The sequence below is a fragment of the Diaphorobacter nitroreducens genome (assembly GCF_002214645.1).
GTDB lineage: Bacteria > Pseudomonadota > Gammaproteobacteria > Burkholderiales > Burkholderiaceae_C > Diaphorobacter > Diaphorobacter nitroreducens.
Map to the genome: position 1 here is coordinate 2,446,260 of NZ_CP016278.1, position 21,687 is coordinate 2,467,946.

Annotated in this window: 20 protein-coding genes; 12 read left to right on the forward strand and 8 right to left on the reverse strand. The window is 65.1% G+C overall.

The features are described from left to right. Positions 1-171: 171 nt before the first annotated feature. Positions 172-2,511: a penicillin-binding protein 1A gene (locus tag BA022_RS11510; RefSeq protein WP_418236085.1), complete on the forward strand. Its 2,340-nt coding sequence runs from the start codon at positions 172-174 to the stop codon at positions 2,509-2,511. A gap of 75 nt (positions 2,512-2,586) precedes the next feature. Here the strand turns inward: BA022_RS11510 and cyaY are convergent, their stop codons facing one another. Then, positions 2,587-2,916 carry an iron donor protein CyaY gene (gene cyaY, locus BA022_RS11515; RefSeq protein WP_012655694.1) on the reverse strand — a complete coding sequence of 110 codons (330 nt, stop codon included), beginning with the start codon at positions 2,914-2,916 and terminating at the stop codon, positions 2,587-2,589. 12 nt (positions 2,917-2,928) lie between these two features. Here cyaY and lptM point away from each other — a divergent pair, with 12 nt between their 5' ends. The 3 genes from lptM to BA022_RS11530 all read left to right on the forward strand — a co-directional run bounded on the left by lptM (position 2,929) and on the right by BA022_RS11530 (position 5,331). Then, a complete protein-coding gene (lptM, locus tag BA022_RS11520; RefSeq protein ID WP_088887569.1) occupies positions 2,929-3,138 on the forward strand; it encodes an LPS translocon maturation chaperone LptM in 210 nt (69 codons plus the stop codon). After that, a complete protein-coding gene (lysA, locus tag BA022_RS11525) occupies positions 3,135-4,430 on the forward strand; it encodes a diaminopimelate decarboxylase (RefSeq protein ID WP_088887570.1) in 1,296 nt (431 codons plus the stop codon). The genes lptM and lysA overlap by 4 nt, the downstream gene beginning before the upstream one ends. Before the next feature lie 64 nt (positions 4,431-4,494). Continuing rightward, positions 4,495-5,331 carry an oxygen-binding di-iron domain-containing protein gene (locus tag BA022_RS11530; protein ID WP_011804166.1) on the forward strand — a complete coding sequence of 279 codons (837 nt, stop codon included), beginning with the start codon at positions 4,495-4,497 and terminating at the stop codon, positions 5,329-5,331. A 66-nt stretch (positions 5,332-5,397) separates the two neighbouring features. On the opposite strand, the gene BA022_RS11535 is transcribed toward BA022_RS11530, so the two are convergent. From BA022_RS11535 to BA022_RS11555, 5 genes are all read right to left on the reverse strand, one after another. Beyond that, positions 5,398-6,057: a protein-methionine-sulfoxide reductase heme-binding subunit MsrQ gene (locus BA022_RS11535; protein WP_187305963.1), complete on the reverse strand. Its 660-nt coding sequence runs from the start codon at positions 6,055-6,057 to the stop codon at positions 5,398-5,400. Beyond that, entirely contained in the window at positions 6,057-7,055 is a 999-nt protein-coding gene (msrP, locus tag BA022_RS11540; RefSeq protein WP_047350982.1) for a protein-methionine-sulfoxide reductase catalytic subunit MsrP, read from the reverse strand. The genes BA022_RS11535 and msrP overlap by 1 nt, the downstream gene beginning before the upstream one ends. Before the next feature lie 90 nt (positions 7,056-7,145). Beyond that, positions 7,146-8,480 carry a c-type cytochrome biogenesis protein CcsB gene (ccsB, locus tag BA022_RS11545; protein WP_088887571.1) on the reverse strand — a complete coding sequence of 445 codons (1,335 nt, stop codon included), beginning with the start codon at positions 8,478-8,480 and terminating at the stop codon, positions 7,146-7,148. Further along, on the reverse strand, positions 8,477-10,630 hold the full coding sequence (locus BA022_RS11550; protein WP_088887572.1) for a cytochrome c biogenesis protein ResB: 2,154 nt from the start codon (positions 10,628-10,630) through the stop codon (positions 8,477-8,479). The genes ccsB and BA022_RS11550 overlap by 4 nt, the downstream gene beginning before the upstream one ends. 168 nt (positions 10,631-10,798) lie before the next feature. Further along, positions 10,799-11,437, reverse strand: a complete 639-nt coding sequence (locus BA022_RS11555; protein ID WP_011804161.1) for a c-type cytochrome — start codon at positions 11,435-11,437, stop codon at positions 10,799-10,801. Between the two features lie 84 nt (positions 11,438-11,521). Between BA022_RS11555 and yihA the strand changes: the two genes are divergently transcribed. Further along, complete coding sequence (gene yihA / locus BA022_RS11560; RefSeq protein ID WP_047350979.1) at positions 11,522-12,244, forward strand: ribosome biogenesis GTP-binding protein YihA/YsxC; 723 nt, start codon at positions 11,522-11,524, stop codon at positions 12,242-12,244. Between the two features lie 48 nt (positions 12,245-12,292). Beyond that, entirely contained in the window at positions 12,293-13,222 is a 930-nt protein-coding gene (locus BA022_RS11565; protein WP_088887573.1) for an alpha/beta fold hydrolase, read from the forward strand. A 45-nt stretch (positions 13,223-13,267) separates the two neighbouring features. Here BA022_RS11565 and BA022_RS11570 read toward each other — a convergent pair whose 3' ends face one another. Together BA022_RS11570 and BA022_RS11575 are read right to left on the reverse strand one after the other, a co-directional pair. Further along, positions 13,268-14,140, reverse strand: coding sequence for a lysophospholipid acyltransferase family protein (locus BA022_RS11570; protein ID WP_088887574.1), 873 nt, complete (start codon positions 14,138-14,140; stop codon positions 13,268-13,270). Further along, on the reverse strand, positions 14,137-15,012 hold the full coding sequence (locus tag BA022_RS11575; RefSeq protein ID WP_088887575.1) for a lysophospholipid acyltransferase family protein: 876 nt from the start codon (positions 15,010-15,012) through the stop codon (positions 14,137-14,139). The genes BA022_RS11570 and BA022_RS11575 overlap by 4 nt, the downstream gene beginning before the upstream one ends. Positions 15,013-15,144: 132 nt before the next feature. Here BA022_RS11575 and metK point away from each other — a divergent pair, with 132 nt between their 5' ends. From metK to groL, 6 genes are all read left to right on the forward strand, one after another. Next, positions 15,145-16,326, forward strand: a complete 1,182-nt coding sequence (gene metK / locus BA022_RS11580; RefSeq protein WP_012655683.1) for a methionine adenosyltransferase — start codon at positions 15,145-15,147, stop codon at positions 16,324-16,326. A gap of 783 nt (positions 16,327-17,109) precedes the next feature. Continuing rightward, the gene (locus BA022_RS11585; RefSeq protein ID WP_011804154.1) at positions 17,110-17,295 is read left to right on the forward strand and encodes a DUF1328 domain-containing protein; all 186 of its coding nucleotides are present in this window, start codon (positions 17,110-17,112) and stop codon (positions 17,293-17,295) included. A gap of 66 nt (positions 17,296-17,361) precedes the next feature. Then, entirely contained in the window at positions 17,362-18,219 is an 858-nt protein-coding gene (locus BA022_RS11590; RefSeq protein ID WP_088888602.1) for a cysteine hydrolase family protein, read from the forward strand. 55 nt (positions 18,220-18,274) lie between these two features. Next, the gene (locus BA022_RS11595; protein WP_012655679.1) at positions 18,275-19,309 is read left to right on the forward strand and encodes a bifunctional nicotinamide-nucleotide adenylyltransferase/Nudix hydroxylase; all 1,035 of its coding nucleotides are present in this window, start codon (positions 18,275-18,277) and stop codon (positions 19,307-19,309) included. A 210-nt stretch (positions 19,310-19,519) separates the two neighbouring features. Next, positions 19,520-19,810 carry a co-chaperone GroES gene (locus BA022_RS11600; protein ID WP_011804151.1) on the forward strand — a complete coding sequence of 97 codons (291 nt, stop codon included), beginning with the start codon at positions 19,520-19,522 and terminating at the stop codon, positions 19,808-19,810. A 90-nt stretch (positions 19,811-19,900) separates the two neighbouring features. Beyond that, positions 19,901-21,541 (forward strand): chaperonin GroEL, encoded by a 1,641-nt coding sequence (gene groL, locus BA022_RS11605; protein WP_088887576.1) that lies wholly within the window; start codon positions 19,901-19,903, stop codon positions 21,539-21,541. Positions 21,542-21,687 lie beyond the last annotated feature (146 nt).

The following is a 21,687-nucleotide window of genomic DNA, read 5'->3' on the forward strand; positions in this document are numbered from 1 at the left end:
ACGATTTTTAGGTGCTATCGCTGAATCGTCGGCCCTATTTTTCGCGCGCTGACCAAGGCAAAGCGCCCCAGCCAAGCCGAAACGCTAAGATTTTTATAATGACGGGTTGCCTCGTATCGAGACCCTATGCCACAGCCTCCCGACAGAACATCTTCCCCGCCCACATCCTCAATGCCACGCGCCGTGCGCTGGCTTCTGCTGGGGTTCACGTGGATCCTTGGCCTGGGCGTCGCCGCAACGTTGACCGGTGCTCTCGCCATCGGACTGGGCCTTGCGGTGGCCTATCCCAATCTGCCTGATGTGTCCGATCTGGCGGACTACCGCCCTAAGCTACCCTTGCGGGTGTACTCCGCAGAAGGCGCATTGCTGGGAGAGTTCGGTGAGGAGCGGCGTAACTTGACGCCCATCCAGGACATCCCCCCTGTGATGACCAATGCAGTGCTGGCGATCGAAGACGCACGCTTCTTCCAGCACGGGGGCGTGGACTACAAAGGGGTGTTGCGCGCTGCGCTGGCCAATCTGGGACGCGTAAAAAGCCAGGGGGCTTCCACTATTACCATGCAAGTGGCGCGAAATGTTTATCTTTCTTCCGAAAAAACATTTACCAGAAAAATTTACGAAATATTACTTACATTTAAGCTCGAGCATCTGTTAACAAAAAACCAGATTCTCGAAATCTACATGAACCAGATTTATCTGGGGAATCGCGCGTATGGATTTGCAGCAGCCGCAGAAACCTATTTTGGCAAGCCGCTGAAGTCCATATCTATTGCCGAAGCAGCCATGCTTGCTGGCCTTCCGAAGGCCCCATCCGCTTACAACCCCATCTCCAACCCCAAGCGCGCAAGGATCCGGCAGCTGTACATCATTGATCGCATGCTGGAAAACGGCTTCATCACTGCCGAGGAAGCCACTGCTGCAAAGCGAGAAGATCTCAAGCTGCGCTCGTCGACGGATTCGACCCGCATCCATGCGGAGTACGTGGCCGAGATGGCGCGTCAACTCATCTACGCGCAGTACGGCCCCGAGGCATACACGCGCGGATTGAATGTGTACACCACGCTGAATGCCGGCGAGCAGGAGACAGCCTACACCGCGTTGCGCAAAGGCATCATGGACTACGAGCGCCGACAGCACTACCGCGGGCCTGAGCGGTTTGTCAGCCTGCCCTCCGCGTCTGAGGAGACCGAAGACGCCATCGACGACGCTCTGGCCAACCACCCGGATAACGGCAATGTGCTCGCCGCGGTCGTGCTGGAGGTCAACGCCAAGAGGATTCTGGCGGCCCGCGCCGATGGCGAACAGATCGAGATCACGGGCGAAGGCCTCAAGCCCGCGCAGTCCGGACTCAGCGAGAAAGCCCCGCCCAACATCAAACTGCGCCGGGGCGCGGTCATCAGGGTTGTACAAACACCCAAGAAGACTTGGGAAATCACCCAGCTTCCTGAGGTGGAAGGTGCCTTCGTGGCCATCGATCCGCGTTCCGGTGCCATACGTGCCCTGGTGGGCGGCTTTGACTTCGACAAGAACAAGTTCAACCATGTCACCCAGGCCTGGCGCCAGCCAGGTTCAGCGTTCAAGCCGTTCATCTACTCCGCCGCTCTGGAAAAGGGCTTCACACCTGCCACGGTGATCAACGATGCTCCCCTGTTCTTCAGTGCGGGCGTGACAGGCGGGCAACCCTGGGAGCCCAAGAATTACGATGGCAAGTACGACGGTCCCATGACCATGCGCGCAGGGCTTGCCCGCTCCAAGAACGTCGTCTCCATTCGCATCCTGCAGGCTGTCGGCCCCAAGAACGGGCAGGACTGGGTGACCCGTTTCGGATTCGAAGCCGACAAGCATCCTCCCTATCTGACGATGGCGCTGGGCGCAGGCTCTGTCACCCCGATGCAGCTCGCTTCGGCCTACGCGGTGTTTGCCAACGGCGGCTACCGCATCAACCCCTATCTCATCACCCGTGTCACGGACCACAAGGGACGCATCCTGTCGGATTTCCAACCTCCCGCCGTCACAGACAACCCCCGCGCCATTGAGCCACGCAACGCGTTCATCATGAACAGCATGCTTCAGGAAGTCGCGCGCTCCGGCACGGCGGCACGTGCACAGGCCACGCTCAAACGCCCCGATATCTATGGCAAGACAGGAACGACCAATGACGCAGTCGATGCGTGGTTTGCAGGCTTCCAGCCCACGCTGGCTGCTGTGACGTGGATCGGTTACGACACGCCGCGCAACCTCGGAAGCCGTGAGACCGGTGGCGGACTCAGCCTGCCCGTCTGGATCAGCTTCATGGAAAAAGCGCTTAAGGGCGTCCCTGTGGCGGAGCCCACCGTGCCCGCTGGCGTCGTGAACGTGAGTGGCGAATGGTTCTACGAAGAATATGCACGCAACGCGGGCGTCGCCAGTGTGGGTATGGAGAGCGCCACCCCCACCGACGGTGCGCCGGCTCCGGGAGCACCGCCTCCACCCGAAGAGCGCAACCGCATCCTCGACCTGTTCCGTAATTGATGAAGAGGCGGGCCTGTGCGCCCGCGCAATCATTTGCGCAGCCCCTCGCTTGTTGGCCGAGCCGCGCTGTCGCCGCTAATCGGTGAACTGGAGCGCTTCCCCCGCTTGCAAAGTGGCGTTGTGGCTGAGCGCTGCAAAGAATTCGCCGGCACCCTTGGTATCCATCCACGCCGTCCCGTCATGGCGGAAGTGATATCCGCCGGATTGCGCCGCCATCCATATCTCGTGCAGCGGCTTTTGAAGGTTAATCACGATCTGGCTGCGGTTGCGGAAAGTGATGGTCACCATGCCCCCCGTACGCTGGCCATCCAGATCAGCGTCGGTGGTGTCGTTGATACGGTCGCAGCTTTGTTCCACCGCCAGCAGCAGCTTTTCTGCACGGTCCATGAATTCGAGGTCGGTCATTACAATTTGCGTATGTTCAGAGCTCGTCAAATTCTAGTCAGGACGATTGTCCTTGCTGTGAGCACGGCAGCCTTCGCGGCCTGTGGCCAACGGGGTCCGCTTTACCTGCCCACGGACCCGGCTGCCGCGCAGCGCGCCACACTCCCTGAAACCCTCAACCCCGCCGCCTCGCGGGCTCCCGCCTCGTCGCCAGCCGATTCCGCTTCTACTACCCGTCCATGACCCATCCCGTTCTGCCCGGCCACCCCCACTTGCACTACCACGACCAAGCGCTTCAGTTGGAGGGCCTTCGCCTTGCCGACCTGGCCCGGGAGTTCGGCACGCCCCTCTACGTCTATTCCCAAGCGGCCATGCTGGACGCCCTGGGGGCGTACCAGCGCGGGTTCGCTGGGCGCAAGGTGCAGATCTGCTATGCCATGAAAGCGAACTCGTCGCTCGCTGTCCTGCAGCTTTTCGCACGCCACGGTTGCGGCTTCGACATCGTTTCTGCCGGCGAACTGCAACGCGTGATTGCAGCCGGCGGCGACCCGGCGAAGGTGATCTTTTCCGGCGTAGGCAAGACGCGCGCAGAAATGCGCCAGGCGCTGGAGGTCGGCATTGGCTGCTTCAACGTGGAGAGCGAGGCAGAACTCGACGTGCTGAGCGAAGTGGCCCAATCCATGGGATTGCGCGCGCCGATCAGCATTCGTGTCAATCCCAACGTGGACGCCAAGACGCACCCCTACATTTCCACGGGCCTCAAGGGCAACAAGTTCGGTATCGCCCATGAACGCACGGTCGCCACCTACCAGCGCGCAGCCGCCCTGCCCGGCTTGCGCGTGGTGGGCATCGATTGCCACATCGGCTCCCAGATCACGGAAGAGAGCCCGTATCTGGACGCCATGGATCGCATGCTGGACCTCGTGCAAGCCATCGAGGCCGCAGGCATCGCGATCCACCACATCGATTTTGGCGGTGGTCTGGGCATCGATTACAACGGCGAAACGCCACCACGGGCCGACGCGCTGTGGGCCAAGCTGTTGGCGAAGCTGGACGCGCGCGGCTACGGTGACCGCCAATTGATGATCGAGCCCGGTCGCTCCTTAGTGGGCAACGCCGGTGTTTGCCTGACGGAGGTGCTCTACCTCAAGCCAGGCGAGCAAAAGAACTTCTGCGTCGTCGATGCGGCCATGAACGATTTGCCGCGGCCGGCGATGTACCAGGCCTACCACGCCATCGTGCCCCTGCAGGCGGCCACCCCGACGGCCGTGTCGCACGTGTATGACGTCGTCGGCCCGATCTGCGAAAGCGGGGACTGGATCGGCCGTGACCGCAACCTGGCGGTGGCAGCGGGCGATATGCTGGCGGTGCTGTCCGCCGGGGCGTACTGCAGTTCCATGGGGAGCACCTACAACACCCGTCCCCGACCCGCCGAGGTGCTGGTGGACGGAGCGCGAGCCCACCTCATCCGCACGCGCGAAAGCGTGAACGACATTTTCCGCAGCGAAAAGCTGGTACCGCAGGGCAACCCTTGATAACCATCAAGGAATAACCATTTCGCCCTGAGTACTATTGCACTTTCATTGCGGAGTCACGTGCATGCCTCAGGAACCTCTTGAACTCTACCGGGACAAGAACCACGCTTGTCTGATGTTCTCGGACCTTGTCGAGGAGGATGGGCAGGCGGTTCAGGCCAACCAGTTCCTGATCGTGGACGACGACACGGGCGCCATCATCGACCCGGGCGGCAATCTGGCGTTCAACGAGTTGTTCATGGGCATGTCCAAGCACTTTCCGCCCCACAAGCTGTCCTATCTGATTGCGTCGCACGCCGACCCCGACATCATCGCCTCGCTGGACCGATGGTTGAGCAGCACCAAGGCGACGCTGGTCATCTCACGCATCTGGGAGCGCTTCGCGCCGCACTTCACCAAGCTCGGCAAAACCGAGAACCGCATCATCGGGGTGCCCGACAGCGGCGGCCGCCTGCCGCTGGGCCGGCACGAGCTGGTGCTGCTGCCGGCGCATTTCATGCATTCCGAAGGCAACTTCCACTTCTACGACCCGGTCAGCCGCATCCTGTTCACGGGCGACCTGGGCGTCTCCATGACCTCGGGCGCCGACGCACGCGTGCCGGTGACCCATCTGGCACCGCACATTCCACGCATGGAAGGCTTTCACCGCCGCTACATGGTCTCCAACAAGATCCTGCGCCTGTGGACGCGCATGGCGCGGCAACTCGACATCGCCATGGTGGTTCCGCAGCACGGCGCGCCCATCATGGGCAAGCCGGCCATCGACGACTTCTTCCAATGGCTCGACAGCCTGATGTGTGGCATCGACCTGTTTGATGACCGCGCCTACCAGATCCCCACGGGTCACATCGATCCCGTCACCCGCCAGGTGCGCCCTGCGCTGCAGGCCGTGCGCGCCTGAAAGTTTGATAAAAATCGGCTCTAGCGCTTACCCAGAAAGCGCTAGCAGCTATCTAATTAATAGCAATCAGACGGCACGGCGGCGCCGGCGCAACCAAGGCCGAGCGAGCAGCAACGCCGCCAGGATGGCGGCATAGACCGCCACCTCGGCAAAGTCGTTCTTGCCCGACCGCATCCAGAAAAAGTGCAGGATCGCCAGCCCCGCGGCCAGGTACACGCCGCGGTGCAGTTGCTGCCAGCGCCGCCCGCCCATCCAGCGCATGGCCCGGTTGAACGACGTGGCCGCCAGCGCCAGGAGCACCGCAAAGCAGCCCATGCCCACCAGGATGAAGGGGCGCTTGAGCACGTCACGAAGGATTTCCGGCACATCCAGCCCCATGTCGAACCAGCCGTAGCACAGCAAGTGGAGTGCCGCGTAGGCGAAGGTGTACAGCCCCAGCATGCGCCGAAAGCGTGCCAGCGGCGGCTGGGCCAGCGCCAGCCTCAGGGGTGTGACTGCCAGCGTGAGGCACAGCATGCGCAGCGTCCAGTCGCCCGTGGAGCGGATCAGGGCTTCGGCAGGGTTGGCGCCCAGGCGTTCGGCGGCCGCCCCATACACCAGCCAGGCCAGTGGTAGCAGGCACAGCACAAACAGCACCGGCTTGGCTGCCGGGTGCAACAACACGCGCGCACCCCAGCCGCGACCCGCCAGCGCGGGAGTACTGCCCGAAAGGCGTGCATGCACCATCAGTAGAACTTGCGCAGATCCATGCCCGCGTAGAGCTGTCCCACCTGGGCCTCGTAGCCATTGAACAGCAGGGTCTTGCGCTTCTTGGCGAACAGTCCGCCCTCGCCGATACGCCGTTCGGTGGCCTGGCTCCAGCGCGGGTGGTCCACATCTGGATTCACGTTGGAATAAAAGCCGTACTCCTGCCGTGCAGCCTTGTTCCATGCGGTACCAGGCTCCTTCTCGACGAAGCGGATCTTGACGATGCTCTTGGCGCTCTTGAAGCCGTACTTCCACGGCACGACGATGCGCACCGGTGCGCCATTCTGATTGGGCAGCACCTCGCCATACATGCCGAAGGCGAGCAGCGTGAGCGGATGCATGGCCTCGTCCAAGCGCAGGCCTTCGGTGTAAGGCCAGTCCAGCACACGCGAGCCCACGTAAGGCATGGTGGCTTTGTCCGCCAGCGTGACGAACTCGACGTACTTGGCACTGCCCTGCGGCTCCACCCGCTTGATCAACTCTGCCAACGAGTACCCCACCCAGGGGATCACCATGGACCAGCCCTCGACGCAGCGCAGACGGTAGATGCGCTCCTCCTGCGCGCTGAGCTTGAGCAGCTCGTCGATATCGAAGCGCCGTGGCTTGTTGACCAAGCCTTCCACTTCTACGGTCCAGGGACGGGTTTTCAGGGTATGGGCGTTGCGCGCGGGGTCGCTCTTGTCCGTGCCGAATTCGTAGAAATTGTTGTACGTGGTGGCGTCCTGGTACTCGGTGACCTTCTCCATGGTCACCGCGCCCGGCACGGCGGACGGCGCACCCGGCAGGGGCGCGAGCCTCCCCGGGCGGCGGACTTGGTCAGCGAGGGCAACACGCCCTGCCCAGCCGGCCATCGCCGCGCCACCAGCACCCGCTGCCAGCAGGCGGAGCATGGCGCGTCGCTGCTCATAGACGGCGCGCGGCGTGATCTCGCCAGCGCAAGGGTGGATGTATCCGTTGTCTCGGGTAGGAATCAACATGGGGGTCCTTCTGGCAGCCGCATCTGCCACAGTCTGCATGAGACACAGACTGCCCGCAGGGCCCGCAGGTTCCCCCTTGGACGCCGAGGGTTACAAGGTTCCGTAGCTGTGCAGACCGCTCAGGAACATGTTCACGCCCAGAAAGGCGAAGGTGGTCACCGCCAGGCCCACCAGCGCCCACCACGCCGACATGGTGCCGCGCAAACCCTTCATCAGCCGCATGTGCAGCCATGCCGCGTAGTTGAGCCACACGATCAGCGCCCAGGTTTCCTTGGGGTCCCAGCTCCAGTAACCGCCCCAGGCCTCCGCGGCCCACAGCGCTCCCAGGACCGTGGCGATGGTAAAGAACGCAAAGCCCACGGCGATGGACTTGTACATCACGTCGTCCAGGATCTCGAAGGACGGCAACCGCTCGGCAATGCGCCGGCGCGCCAGCAAGATGCCCGCCACGATCAGCGCAGAAACGCCGAAATACACCATCCAGTAGCCACCGCCGTTGTCGGCCGCGCCCTGGCGAAAGACGATGGGCTCAAAGCACAGCACCACGCCCAACAGCCACAGCGGTGCCAGTTTCCACCAGCGCGTTTCGCTCGCCTGCTGTTTGATCAGGTAGGCAAAGGCCACCATGGCCGACAGCGCGAACGTGCCGTAGCCGATGAAGTTGGCCGGCACATGCAGCTTCATCCACCAGCTCTTGAGCGCGGGCACCAGCGGCTGGATCTCATGTGCCTCGCGCACGACCGTGTACCACAACAGAAAGCCCACGGCGGCGCTCACCACCAGCATCACGAAGCCGCCGAGCGCGCGGGTTTCGTACTGCTCCTCGTAGTACAGGTAGAACACGGCCGTCATCCAGCAGAACATGACGAACACCTCGTAGAGGTTGCTCACCGGGATGTGGCCGATATCCGGGCCGATCTGGTAGCTTTCGTACCAGCGCACCATGGTGCCGATCAATGCCAGCGCCACGGCCACCCACGCAATGCGCGAGCCGATGCGCATCATCGTCTGCCCTTGACCGCGCGAGAGCATGCCCACCCAATAGAACGCGGTGCTCATGAAGAACAGCATGCTCATCCACAGGATGGCCGACTGGCTCGACAGAAAGTACTTGAGTCCGAAGACCGTGTCCGCGCGCGCCAGGTCGCCCGCGCCATTGTTCTGGTACAGCCCGATGGCCAGCAGCGAGCATGCGGCCACCATCAGCATCAGTGTGCTCAGCGGGCGCCAGAACCAACCCAGCCAGATCGCGCTGGGAATGGAGCCCAGCAAAATGGCCTTCTCATACACATCCATGTACGCCGCATAGCGCTGCAGCGCGAAAACGCCCCCCGCGACCACCAACAACGCAAACAGCCAGTCCCACCAGCTGCGGCGTGCGAAATACCCTTCGCTCAACGTGAGCGTGGTCGTGGCTGTATTCATGAGGCACCTCCGTGCGGGGATGTTCCGATCAATTGGGTGGTGAGCTGCGCGAATTCACGATCCGCGTCCAGCGTCTTGCGGTTGGTGGACAGCGCCATCGTCGCGCGGGCGCCAGTCTCCTGGGGTGCCAGCCATACCCATACGCGGCGTTCGCGCACGTAGAGCATGGCAAACACGCCGATGATCAGCAGCGCGCAACCCAGGTACACCACGTTCTTGCCCGGCGCGCGCGCCACCTGGAACACGCTGGCCTGCACCTGCTTGAAGTCACGCAGCTCGAACGCCAGGGGCACCGGATAGGCCTGTGCATCGCTCAGGCTCAACACCGCCTGCGTCATGAACGCCTGCGTTGCGCCATTCTGTGGCAAGGGGGCCAGGCCTGCACGTTCGCGGGTGATCTGCGCCAGTTCGAACAAGGCGCCGTTGAGGATGCGCACCAGCACCTCGCTGGCGCGGTTGCGCTCGTCTTCGGGCACATTGGCCTCCATGAAGTCCGAGATCGCCTGCAGCCCGCCGCGCGGCCGGCCGCCCGCCGCAGCAGGCTCGTCGATCGCACCGGCGAACAGCGCGAGCGCGCGCCCCGCCGACTGCGCGAGTTGCTCGGCCAGCTCGGGGCGCGCCCCATCCACGGCCGCTGCCGCGTAGCGACGCACCGCCAGCTCGCGCATCTGCGGATCGGCCAGGGCCAGGCGCATGCGCAAGAAGCCGTCCATGCCACCCTCGGCATCCACCGGCACGCGCAGGTAGCGGAAGGGCTCCGCGGGGGTCTCACGCACACCCAGCAAATACATGGGCTGACCGTCGCCCGTGTCCACGGGCAGCATGAAATTGTGGAACTCCCGCGCCTGACCCGCGGTATCGCGCAGCTTGTAGGTGATGCTGGGGCCTACGTTGCGCAGTTCGCGCTTGCTCACGGTCTTGTTGCCGGCACCCAGGCGCGATTCGATCGATTCGCGCAGATCCACCTTGCGCACGTCAGCGCCCGAACCGCTGGCGCCGGTATCGCCGAAGTTCTCCACATTGAGCACCCGAAGCCCCGTGAACTCCAGCGTCATGCCTTCGCCCGAGCCCGAGTGCGTGAGGCGCGTGGAGCCGCCGATCACGCCTTGCACATCGAAGGGCTCCGCGCCCGGCGCCATGGGACGCGCACGCAGGTGCACTTCGGAGCCGCCATCGTCAAAGCTGGATTGGTAGATTTCGATGCCCCGGTAGCTCACGGGATGGTTGACCTCCACGCGCGCCGGCGTGGCCTCGCCCGTGGCGCGGTCGTGGATCACGATCTCGCTGGCGAACAGCTTGGGCATACCGGTGGAGTAATGCTCCACGATGAACTTCTTGAGCTCGACGGCAAACGGCAGTTCCTGCAGCAGTACGCCGTCGGACTGGCTCAGGATGGCGGTGCCGGACTGCGTGCCCTCGGCCACCACGAGATTGCCGCGGAACGTGGGATTGCGCTCGGACAGCCGGTGTTCGGGCTTGACCTCGGAGATCAGGCCAGAGCCCGCATAGGGCGTCTTGCCACCAAACCACATCTGTGCCCGCACGACGAGATCGCCGTCCAGCAGGCCGCCCAGGCACACCAGCACGATGGCGCTGTGCGCGGCGATATAGCCCAGCTTGTTGGCGGCACCGGCCTTGGCGGCCACCATCCAGCCGTCACCTGCCGGGGTCTGGCGCTGCTGCAGGCGCACCTTCCAGCCTTTGGCGACCAGTTGCTGGCCCACGCGGCGCGCGGCCGCCTCGGGCGTTTCGGCCGCCAGCTCCGCGCTGGCCTTGTGGTGGAACGCCTGCAGGCTCTTCTCGCGGATGTCTTCCTTGTAGGTGCGCAGGTCGGCCAGATACTTGGGTGCATGCCGGGCAATGCACAGCGAGGTGCTGACCACCAGAAAGCCCAGGATCACGAGGAACCACCAGGCGCTGTAGACCGCGTTCAGCTTGAGCGCCAGGAACACCTCCGCCCAGAACGGGCCGAACTGGTTCACATAGTTGACGGCCGGCTCGTGCTGCTTGAGCACCGTGCCGATCACCGAGGCAATGCAGATCACGGTCAGCAACGCGATCGCGAAGCGCATGGACGCCAGCAGCTCGGTCATCGACCGCATGGCGTGCGTCCGGGGGGCGCTGCTAGGACCGAAAGTGGTGTCAGACATGAAAGACGCGAAGGCCGGGAGGAATCCACCTACGCCAGTCAACCCTGCGTGCGTAGGCCCATGAGAAAGGGCGGGCCATCCGTTCAGATGAGCCCGCCCGTCTTGGGTGCGATTATCGGCGGTAGGTTCCAAAGGCGCATCGGAGCACCCCTGGAAATTTGACGTGAATCAACGCAAACCGGCAATGTAGTCAGCCACGGCCTTGATCTCGCGGTCGTTGAGCTTGGCGGCGACGTCGCGCATCTGCACGTTGTTGCCACGCTTGCCGTCGCGGAAGTCCACCAGCTGCTTGACCGTGTAGTCGGCATGCTGGCCCGACAGGCGCGGGTACTGGGCGGGAATGCCGGAACCGTTGGGGCTGTGGCAGCCGGCGCAGGCGGCAATGTTGCGGTCCTGGATGCCGCCGCGGTAGATGCGTTCGCCCATGGCGACCAGATCCTTGTCCTTGGCAAAGCCTTCCTTGGCTTGCTTGGAGGCCAGCCACCACGACACGTTGCGCATGTCGTCCTCGGAGAGGATGGCGGCCATGCCTTGCATGATGGGGTCAGCACGCTTGCCGGCCTTGAACTCCTGCAGCTGCTTGACCAGGTATTCCGGGTGCTGCTGCGCCAGCTTGGGGTTGGCTGCGATGGTGGAATTGCCGTCGGCGGCGTGGCAGGCGGCGCACACGGCGGCGTAGCTGGCCTCGCCCTTCACGAGATCAGGCTTCGCTGCCTTTTGCGGCGCCGGGGTTTCGCCTGCGGCAAGGGCCGAGGCAGCGGGGACTGCCAGTGCGGCAGCCATCAGCAGGGAGGCGAGCAACTTCATATCGGGGGATCTTGTGTTATGAGCGCAAAACCCCGCGATTCTACAATGCCCCCTGTTTCGCCCTATCCCTTGGAAAACCCATATATGCCGACCACATCACATGCGCCAGTTGCTGGCTCCCTCCCGCCAGCGCCGGACGCCAAGGTCGCCATGGGGTGGATGCACACCGCGCGCTTCCTGACGACGGCCGCACAGTTGCACCATTTGCCCGCCATCGAGGTGCCCGAGATCGCCTTCGTGGGCCGCTCCAACGCAGGCAAATCCACCTGCATCAACACCCTCACCCAGCAGCGCCAACTGGCGTTTGCATCCAAGAAGCCCGGGCGCACCCAGCACATCAACCTGTTCGCGCTGGGCAAGCAGGGCGCAACGGACGCGGTGCTGGCTGACCTGCCGGGCTACGGCTACGCGGCCGTGTCGCGCTCGGACAAGCTGCGCTGGCAGCAAGTGATGCTGAGCTACCTGGTGAGCCGCGAAAGTCTCACCGCCATCGTGCTGCTGTGCGACCCGCGCCTGGGCCTGACCGAGCTGGACGAGGCGCTGCTGAACGCCGTGCGGCCGCGCGTGGAGGCAGGGCTCAAGTTCCTGGTGCTGCTCACCAAGGCCGACAAGCTCACGCGCGCCGAGCAGGCCAAGGCACTGTCCATCACGCGACTGCAGGCCGGCGGCGGTGAGGTCAGGATGTTCTCCGCGCTCAAGAAGCAGGGCGTGGACGAAGTGGCGCAACTGCTGTGGCAGTGGGCCCACCCCGTCCAAAAAGAGGATGCGGCCGTGGAAGCCCTGCCGCCATCTGAAGACCAAAACTGACACCAGCGCCCGTCCATCAAGCGCTGGCAGCTATGAAAGGCGTAGCGTATGGCGGAGACGATCACCCACACACTGCCGCACGGCATCACGCTGCACTGCCGCGTGGCCGGCATGCCGGGGCGCCCGGTGCTGCTGTTCCTGCACGGCTTTCCCGAAGGCGCGTTCATCTGGGATGCGCTGCTGGGCCATTTCGCCGATCCGGCACACGGCGGCTACCGCTGCGTGGCGCCCTGGCTGCGCGGCTATGCACCTTCCAGCGCGCCGGCTGCAATAGAGGCCTACCGCCCCAAACATCTGGTGCAGGACATCGCCGCGCTGATCGCCCAGGAAGCCGGTGCCGGCACGCCGCTGGCCGCGCTGGTGGCACACGACTGGGGCGGGGCCGTGGCCTGGAACCTGGCCAACCAGCACCCCGGACTGCTCAAGCGCCTGATGGTCATCAACGCGCCGCACCCTGGCGCCTTCTTGCGCGAGTTGCAGGGCAGTGCCGCGCAGCAGGAGGCCAGTGCGTACATGCACTTCCTGTGCCGCCCGGACGCCGAGTCGCTGCTGGCCGAGAACGATTTCGCGCGCCTGTTCGGCTTCTTTCGCCGCGCCGATGGCAGCGCGCCCGGCTGGCTCACCCCTGCACTGCGCGCGCACTACCGCGCGCAGTGGGCGGCGGGGCTTGCCGGGCCTTGCAACTACTACCGTGCCAGTCCGCTGCGGCCGCCGCTGCCCTCGTCTTCCCAGGACGACGGGACACCGGACATCCGCTCCCTCACGCTGCCCGCCGACATGCTGCAGGTGTCCGTACCCACGCAAGTGCTGTGGGGCATGGATGACCCCGCGTTGCTGCCCGGTCTGCTGCAGGGGCTCCAAGCCTGGGTGCCACGCCTGCAGGTGCAGCAGGTGCCGGGCGCCACGCACTGGGTGGTGCACGAGCAGCCGGGGCTGGTGCGCGACACCCTGGCGGATCTTCTTCGCCAGGAACTATGATTTCCGTAGCTGCTAGCGCTTACCAGATAAGCGCTAGAGCCATTTTTACTGGTACACCGAATCCTGCCCCTCCGGGCGGGTCTTGAAGCGCTTGTGCACCCAGTAGTACTGCGCGGGCATGGTGCGGATGGCGGCTTCCAGCTCGCGGTTCATGCGCGCCGTGTCGGCCACATGGTCCTCGGTGGGAAAGTGGTCCCAGGCGGGGGTCAGCTCGGCCACGTAACCCTCGGGCGTCATGCGGCTGTACAGCGCCACCACCTTGGCGCGCCCCAGGCGCGCAAAGCGCGACAGTGACGGGATGGTGGCCGCGTCCCGCATGGCGAAGAAGGGCACGAACACCGAGTCGTTCCTGCCGTAGTCCATGTCGGGCAGCAGGTACAGCAGCCCGCCCTTGCGCAGGCACGAGATGATGGGTTTCACGCCGTCGGCGCGGTTGAGCATGCGCACGTTGCCAAAGCGCTGGCGGCCCGCCATGAACCATGCGTCCAACACCGGGTCGGGGTTGGTGGCGAAGATCGAGGTGAACTCGCGCCGTGTGTTCAGCGGCAAGGCGAGACCGCCTGCGTCCATGCTGTAGAAGTGCGGCGCGAAGACGATGGTTGGCGTGTCGCCTTCCAGCTCGTGCAGCGCGCCCACCAGCTTCACGCGACTGCGCACCAGCGCCTCGGAGCCCGACCACAACCAGCCGCGGTCCAGGAAGGTCTGGCAGAACACCACGAAGGACTCGCGCGCCCACGCGCGGCGCTGCGATTCGGGCACCTCCGGGAAGCACAGGGCCAGGTTGCGCAGCGCCACCCTGCGCCGCGGCACGGCCAGCACGAACAGCACCCGGCCGATGAACCGCCCCAGCGCGCGCAGCGCCGGCAGCGGCAGGCGACCCAGCAGATTCAGCAGCGCGATGCCCGCGCGCGCCATCATGCGCGGCCCTCCGGCGGTGCATCGGCCCCGGCAGAGGTATGCATCTCCGCGCGGGGCTGCTTGTAGCGGGCGTAGCCCCACAGGTATTGGTCGGGGCTTTGGCGGATGAGGTATTCCATGGCTTGGTTGAGCTGCAGCACGGCCGCGTCGAGTGTAGGCGCCAGCGGCTGGGCCAAATCCTCCAGGTGCAACACATAGCCGCGCCCGCGTGGCAGGCGCTCGCACCGCGCCAGGATCACCGCCGCACCGGTCTGCTGCACCAGGCGCGCAGCCAGCGTCATGGTGTAGGCCGGGCGGCCGAAGAACGGCGACCACACCCCCAGCCCCTGCGGCGGCACCTGGTCAGGCAGCAGGCCCACCGCCTCGCCGCGCCGCAGCGCCTTGATCATCTGGCGCACGCCCTGCAACGTGGTGGGCACGGCCTGGATGCCGGGGCGGTTGCGCGCGGTCTGCATCACCTCGGCCAGCCAGCGCTGGCGCGCGGGCCGGTACAGGATGGTGATGGGGCCGTGCTCCGGCGACCAGCGCCGCGCCGCCGCCTGCACCGACAACTCGAAACAGCCAATGTGCGGCGTGAGGAACACGATGCCGCGGCCTTGGCCCCAGGCCCGTTGCACGCATTCGGCCCCGCGTATCTCGCAGGCCGGCGGCTCGGGCCACAGCCACAGACGCGGCGCCTCGGCCACCATGCGCCCCGCGTGCGCTATGGCCGCACGCACGTCACGCAAGGCATAACCCGCGCGCGCGGCGTTGTCGATGAAGCGACGGCGGTAGGTGGGCGATGCGCAAAACGCCACCCAGCCAAGCGCCGCGCCAATGACATGCAGCAACCACAAGGGCAGCGCGGAAACGAGCCGAAAGAGGGATGACATTACAATGACGGTCGTCGCCGAGTTAAATGAGCAACTTGCAGGGCGACGTTAAACACAACTGCTAAAGCGTTCGCCGAGGCTCCATGAGGCTCTGGGCAACGCCCAAATGCTGACAACACGGAGTTTATTCAAATGGCGAACGATTTCCTCTTCACGTCCGAATCGGTCTCTGAGGGCCACCCCGACAAGGTGGCGGACCAGATCTCCGACGCCATCCTGGACGCGATCTTCACGCAAGACCCCCGCAGCCGCGTGGCAGCCGAGACGCTGACCAACACCGGCCTGGTGGTGCTGGCCGGCGAGATCACCACCAACGCACACGTGGACTACATCCAGGTGGCGCGCGACACCATCAAGCGCATCGGCTACGACAACACCGAGTACGGCATCGACTACAAGGGCTGCGCAGTGCTCGTGGCCTACGACAAGCAGTCCAACGACATCGCCCAGGGCGTGGACCACGCCAGCGACGACCACCTGAACACCGGCGCGGGCGACCAGGGCCTGATGTTCGGCTACGCCTGCGACGAGACGCCCGAGCTGATGCCCGCGCCCATCTACTACGCGCACCGCCTGGTCGAGCGCCAGGCCCAGTTGCGCAAGGACGGCCGCCTGCCCTTCCTGCGCCCGGACGCCAAGAGCCAGGTGACCATGCGCTACGTGGACGGCAAGCCCCACAGCATCGACACCGTGGTGCTCTCCACCCAGCACAGCCCCGACCAGAGCGAGACGGCCACCAAGATGAAGGCCAGCTTCACCGAGGCCATCATCGAGGAGATCATCAAGCCGGTGCTGCCCAAGGAATGGCTGCAGGACACCAAGTACCTGATCAACCCCACGGGTCGCTTCGTCATTGGCGGGCCGCAGGGCGACTGCGGCCTGACGGGCCGCAAGATCATCGTGGACACCTACGGCGGCGCCTGCCCGCACGGCGGCGGCGCATTCAGCGGCAAGGATCCGACGAAGGTGGACCGCAGCGCCGCCTATGCTGCGCGCTACGTGGCCAAGAACATCGTGGCCGCCGGCCTGGCGCGCCAGTGCCAGATCCAGGTGGCTTATGCCATCGGCGTGGCGCGCCCGATGAATATCACCGTGTACACCGAGGGCACCGGCGTAATCCCCGACGACCAGATCGCCCAGCTGGTGCAGGAGCACTTCGACCTGCGCCCCAAGGGCATCATCCAGATGCTGGACCTGCTGCGCCCCATCTACGCGAAGACCGCCGCCTACGGCCACTTTGGCCGCGAGGAACCCGAGTTCACCTGGGAGAGGACGGACAAGGCTGCCGCGCTGCGTGCAGCGGCCGGGCTGTAAGGCACGGCGACCCGCGCCAGCGGGTGCGGCACCCTTGCGGCGGCACAAAGCCCAGGCGCTGCGCGCAGCGGCGGGGCTTTGAACCCCACGTCTGCGTCCAGGCAATCACTGAGCTTGGGGGCGGAGTTCGTACCCCGCCGCGTTGCGAACTCATACCAGTACGCCGCCGCGCGGCGCCAAGCGGCCGGCTTGTAAGCCTGTGCAGGCGCGCGTATCAACGCCGCGCGCGCTGCTGGCCGCAGTAGGTGCGCCGGCCACGGTGGCGCAGGAACTGGGCTTTTAGGACCAGCGCCACTTCCACAACGCGTTGCGCGAACGCGTGGCGGCTGCGCCGGGAGATTCTCGGCGCTAAGGGCGGCGGCCTGCTGCAGGGCCGCAGCGATGCCCTGGGCAAGGCCGCGCATGTATGCCCTTGCAGACGCCATTTTTTCCAATACACCCCCGGCACCCCGCGTCCAGGCTGCCTAAGAATGCGCTGTTCACGCCAACCTGTTCCTGCTGCTGGCGGGCACGCCGCCTGTGCTGCAGCGGCTGTACAGCGCCTGGACGGTTGCCATCATGCTGGGATGGGATCTGCTGATGGCCGCCACAGAACGCACGGGCGCCGTGCTGCTGCCGATCGCCGGCGGCGCGGCGCAGCATGCGCTGCGATAACCGGCAGCACTGTCAACACCCTCCTACACGTTGCGGTTTCGCCAGATGACGGAGCGCCTGCGCCGGCGCCCCTACTCTGATGCCCAGCCGCCGCACCCGCCGGCGGCCCATCTCAAGGAGGCCTATCCCATGCTCAAGTACGCGATCATCTTCGCCATCATTTCGCTCATCGCCGGCGCGCTCGGGTTCACCGGCGTGGCCGCTGGCTCGGCCGCCATCGCCAAGGTGCTGTTCGTGGTGTTCCTGGTATTGGCCGTGCTGTTCGTGGTGCTCGCGCTGCTGGGTATCGGGGCCGCGCGCAAAGCCATCAAATAGCGGTGCCGGCCGGATGCGGCCCCGCAGTTGCCTACACTGCAGGCCCTGCACGCTCGCATCCGCGCCATGACACGCACCGTCCACCTGCTCGCCATTGATCCTCAGAACGACTTCTGCGATCTGCCCGCCGCGTGGCACTGGCGCGATCCCCATAGCGGCGCGGTAACTGCCCCGGCGCTGCCCGTTCCGGGCGCGCATGCGGACATGCAGCGCCTGGCAGCGTTCATCCTCGCGCAGGGGGCAGGTATCGACCACATCACTGTCACCCTCGACTCGCACCAGCGCTACGACGTGGCGCACCCCGCCTACTGGCAGCGCAGCGACGGGGGCGCGGCGGCGCCCTTCACCGCCATCACCGCTGCGCAGGTCCGCGCGGGTGCGTTTGCGCCGCGTGACCCTGCCGCGCTGGCGCGCACACTGGACTACCTGGACACGTTGGAAACCCAGGGCCGTTACACCCTCATGGTCTGGCCCGTGCATTGCGAAATCGGCAGCTGGGGCCATGGCGTGCATACCGACGTGCTGGCCGCGTGCAGGGACTGGCAGGCGCATCGCCTGCGCGCCGTACAGTCCGTCTTCAAGGGCATGAGTCCCTGGACCGAGCACTACAGCGCCGTGCAGGCCGAAGTACCCGACGCGGCCGACCCGCACACCGCCCTGAACACCCATCTGCTGGACCAATTGGCCAGCGCAGACCTGCTGCTCATCGCAGGCGAGGCCAGCAGCCACTGCGTGCGCGCCACCACCGAGCACATCATCCAGCACCTGGCCCGCCTGCACCCCGGGTGGAGCCCGCGGCGTCTGGTGCTGCTTACCGATTGCATGAGCCCCGTGGCCGGCTTCGAGGCGCAGCATGAGGCCTTCCTGGAAGCGATGCACGCCCAGGGTGCACGGCTGGCGACTTCAAGCGAAATTTGCCTCTAGCGCTTATCCATCAAGCGCGAGCAGCTCACTTTTTTGAGAACACACGAATCGCCGCATGTACGACACCGCCATCCTCATCGGCCGCTTCGAGCCCGTCCACACCGGCCATCTCGCCCTGCTGCGCGAAGCGCTGGTGCAGGCGCGGCAGGTCATCGTCATCGTCGGCTCGGCCTTCCAGGCGCGCACACCCAAGAACCCGTTCACCTGGCACGAACGCGAAGCCATGCTGCGCGGTGCCCTGCCCGAGGGCGACCGCACGCGCCTCACCGTGCTGCCGGTGCGCGACTACTACAACGAGGCGGTGTGGGTGGAGGCCGTGCGCAACGCGGTGGCGCGCCACAGCCCGCCGCAGGCGCGCGTGGGGCTGGTCGGCCATTTCAAGGACGCCACGAGCAGCTACCTCAGCGCCTTTCCGGGCTGGGAATTGATACGCATGGAGCGCCAGGGCCGCATCGACGCGACTGCCATCCGCGACGCCTACTTCGGCGCCACACCCGCCACCGTGGCCCATGCGCTGCAGCCGCTGGCGCCCATGCTGCCGCCCGCCACGCAAGCGCTGTTGGAGCAGTTCGCCCACACGCCGCACTTCGCCACACTGCAGCAGGAATGGCAGATGCTGCGCGGTTACCGCGCCGCCTGGGCAACGGCGCCCTACCCGCCGGTGTTCGTGACCGTGGACGCGGTACTGCGCTGCCAGGACCACGTGCTGCTCATCCGCCGCGCCCACGCACCAGGGCGTGGCCTGCTGGCGGTGCCCGGCGGCTTCATCGAACAACGCGAGACGCTGTGGCAGTCCTGCCTGCGTGAACTGGCAGAGGAAACGAATTGCGCCCTGCCCGAGGCCACGCTGCGCGCGGCGCTGCGCAGTGTGACGGTGTTCGACCACCCCGACCGCAGCCAACGCGGCCGCACGATCACCCACGCGCACTACTTCGACCTGCAGGACGCTCCGCTGCCCCCGGTGCAGGCGGCTGACGACGCGGCGCATGCCGAGTGGGTGGCCATCGACCGGCTCGCGGGCATGGAAGAAGCGTTCTTTGAAGACCACTTCCACATGCTGGACCACTTCTTGCGCCTCACAGTCCACTGAGGCGGACGGGGAAGTGCGGCTGCCCTCCGCACTCCCGCACCTTGATCGCAGGCCCTGTCGACACTGCGGCCTTGAAACTGTCACGAATGCCTCTATCATTAGCACTCGAAACAGATGAGTGCTAACAACACCGCTGTGTCAGTTCCCTGCGCCCGCGTTGCGGGCGCGTTGTTTGATGTCGCAATCCTTTTTGTTATCAGGAGAGATGCAATGAATCTTCGCCCCCTGCACGATCGCGTGATCGTCAAGCGTATCGAAAGCGAAACCACGACCGCCTCGGGCATCGTGATCCCCGACAACGCTGCGGAAAAGCCCGATCAAGGCGAAGTGCTGGCCGTTGGCCCTGGCAAGAAGAACGACAAGGGCGAGCTGATCGCCCTGAACGTGAAGGTCGGCGACCGCGTGCTGTTCGGTAAGTACAGCGGCCAGACCGTGAAGGTCAATGGCGACGAGTTGCTGGTGATGAAGGAAGACGACCTGTTCGCAGTCGTCGAGAAGTAATCCCTTCTGGTCAACTCATTTTTCATAGCTGCCTGCGCTTGATAGATCAGCGTTGGCAGCCCATTTGATTCAAATTTATAGGAGCCAAAAATGGCAGCAAAAGACGTAGTGTTCGGCGGCGAAGCCCGCGCTCGCATGGTTGAAGGCGTGAACATCCTGGCCAACGCGGTCAAGGTGACCCTGGGCCCCAAGGGCCGCAACGTGGTGCTGGAGCGCTCGTTCGGCGCCCCCACGGTGACCAAGGACGGCGTGTCCGTGGCCAAGGAAATCGAACTGAAAGACAAGCTGCAGAACATGGGCGCGCAGCTCGTGAAGGAAGTGGCTTCCAAGACCAACGACATCGCTGGTGACGGCACCACCACCGCTACCGTGCTGGCCCAAGCCATCGTGCGCGAAGGCTCCAAGTACGTGGCCGCCGGCCTGAACCCCATGGACCTCAAGCGCGGCATCGACAAGGCCGTGGTGGCCCTGGTGGAAGAGCTGAAGAAGGCCTCCAAGGCCACGACCACCTCCAAGGAAATCGCCCAGGTGGGTTCGATCTCCGCCAACTCCGACGAGTCCGTGGGCAAGATCATTGCCGACGCCATGGATAAGGTGGGCAAGGAAGGCGTGATCACCGTGGAAGACGGCAAGTCGCTGGAAAACGAGCTGGACGTCGTGGAAGGCATGCAGTTCGACCGCGGCTACCTGTCGCCCTACTTCATCAACAACCCCGAGAAGCAGTCCGCGATCCTGGACAACCCCTTCGTGCTGCTGTTCGACAAGAAGATCAGCAACATCCGCGATCTGCTGCCCACGCTGGAGCAAGTCGCCAAGGCCAGCCGTCCGCTACTGATCATCGCCGAGGAGGTTGAAGGCGAAGCCCTGGCCACGCTGGTGGTGAACACCATCCGCGGCATCCTGAAGGTCGTGGCCGTGAAGGCGCCTGGCTTCGGCGACCGCCGCAAGGCCATGCTGGAAGACATCGCCATCCTGACGGGCGGCAAGGTGATCGCCGAGGAAGTGGGCCTGACGCTGGAGAAGGTGACGCTGGCCGACCTGGGCCAGGCCAAGCGCATCGAAGTGGGCAAGGAAAACACCACCATCATCGACGGTGCTGGTGCCGCTGCCGACATCGAAGCCCGCGTGAAGCAGATCCGCATCCAGATCGAGGAAGCCACCAGCGACTACGACCGTGAGAAGCTGCAAGAGCGCGTGGCCAAGCTGGCCGGCGGCGTGGCCGTGATCAAGGTGGGCGCTGCCACCGAAGTCGAGATGAAGGAAAAGAAGGCCCGCGTGGAAGACGCCCTGCACGCCACCCGCGCTGCCGTGGAAGAAGGCATCGTGGCCGGCGGTGGCGTGGCACTGCTGCGCGCCAAGCAGGCCGTGGGCAACCTGTCCACCGGCAACCCTGAGCAGGACGCCGGCATCAAGCTGGTGCTGAAGGCTGTCGAAGCCCCCCTGCGCGAGATCGTGGCCAACGCCGGTGGCGAACCGTCGGTGGTCGTGAACGAAGTGCTGAACGGCAAGGGCAACTACGGCTTCAACGCAGCCAACGACACCTACGGCGACATGCTGGAAATGGGCATCCTGGACCCCACCAAGGTGACCCGCACGGCCCTGCAGAACGCCGCTTCCGTGGCCTCGCTGCTGCTGACGACCGAAGCCATGGTGGCCGAGGCGCCGAAGGACGAGTCCGCAGCCCCCGCCATGCCCGGCGGCATGGGCGGCATGGGTGACATGGGCATGTAATTGCCAGAACCCTGTCTGCGCCCTGAAGGCGCAGGCAGCACCCAACCCGCAAGCAGTGCTTGCGGGTTTTTTTCGCCTGCGTGTGTGGCGGGCGACCTTCCGCGGCGCACCGCGCGCGGATCTGGCCCGCCTTTCCCCAATACCCC

Bases quoted from the DNA above. Each gene is read 5' to 3' on its own strand.
- groL (WP_088887576.1), top strand. From the start codon at position 19,901: ATGGCAGCAAAAGACGTAGTGTTCGGCGGCGAAGCCCGCGCTCGCATG.
- BA022_RS11600 (WP_011804151.1), top strand. From the start codon at position 19,520: ATGAATCTTCGCCCCCTGCACGATCGCGTGATCGTCAAGCGTATCGAA.
- BA022_RS11595 (WP_012655679.1), top strand. From the start codon at position 18,275: ATGTACGACACCGCCATCCTCATCGGCCGCTTCGAGCCCGTCCACACC.
- BA022_RS11550 (WP_088887572.1), bottom strand. From the start codon at position 10,630: ATGTCTGACACCACTTTCGGTCCTAGCAGCGCCCCCCGGACGCACGCC.
- metK (WP_012655683.1), top strand. From the start codon at position 15,145: ATGGCGAACGATTTCCTCTTCACGTCCGAATCGGTCTCTGAGGGCCAC.
- BA022_RS11555 (WP_011804161.1), bottom strand. From the start codon at position 11,437: ATGAAGTTGCTCGCCTCCCTGCTGATGGCTGCCGCACTGGCAGTCCCC.
- BA022_RS11585 (WP_011804154.1), top strand. From the start codon at position 17,110: ATGCTCAAGTACGCGATCATCTTCGCCATCATTTCGCTCATCGCCGGC.
- lptM (WP_088887569.1), top strand. From the start codon at position 2,929: ATGTTCAGAGCTCGTCAAATTCTAGTCAGGACGATTGTCCTTGCTGTG.
- BA022_RS11530 (WP_011804166.1), top strand. From the start codon at position 4,495: ATGCCTCAGGAACCTCTTGAACTCTACCGGGACAAGAACCACGCTTGT.
- BA022_RS11575 (WP_088887575.1), bottom strand. From the start codon at position 15,012: ATGTCATCCCTCTTTCGGCTCGTTTCCGCGCTGCCCTTGTGGTTGCTG.
- BA022_RS11590 (WP_088888602.1), top strand. From the start codon at position 17,362: ATGACACGCACCGTCCACCTGCTCGCCATTGATCCTCAGAACGACTTC.
- msrP (WP_047350982.1), bottom strand. From the start codon at position 7,055: ATGTTGATTCCTACCCGAGACAACGGATACATCCACCCTTGCGCTGGC.
- lysA (WP_088887570.1), top strand. From the start codon at position 3,135: ATGACCCATCCCGTTCTGCCCGGCCACCCCCACTTGCACTACCACGAC.
- BA022_RS11510 (WP_418236085.1), top strand. From the start codon at position 172: ATGCCACGCGCCGTGCGCTGGCTTCTGCTGGGGTTCACGTGGATCCTT.
- BA022_RS11535 (WP_187305963.1), bottom strand. From the start codon at position 6,057: ATGGTGCATGCACGCCTTTCGGGCAGTACTCCCGCGCTGGCGGGTCGC.
- cyaY (WP_012655694.1), bottom strand. From the start codon at position 2,916: ATGACCGACCTCGAATTCATGGACCGTGCAGAAAAGCTGCTGCTGGCG.
- BA022_RS11565 (WP_088887573.1), top strand. From the start codon at position 12,293: ATGGCGGAGACGATCACCCACACACTGCCGCACGGCATCACGCTGCAC.
- ccsB (WP_088887571.1), bottom strand. From the start codon at position 8,480: ATGAATACAGCCACGACCACGCTCACGTTGAGCGAAGGGTATTTCGCA.
- yihA (WP_047350979.1), top strand. From the start codon at position 11,522: ATGCCGACCACATCACATGCGCCAGTTGCTGGCTCCCTCCCGCCAGCG.
- BA022_RS11570 (WP_088887574.1), bottom strand. From the start codon at position 14,140: ATGATGGCGCGCGCGGGCATCGCGCTGCTGAATCTGCTGGGTCGCCTG.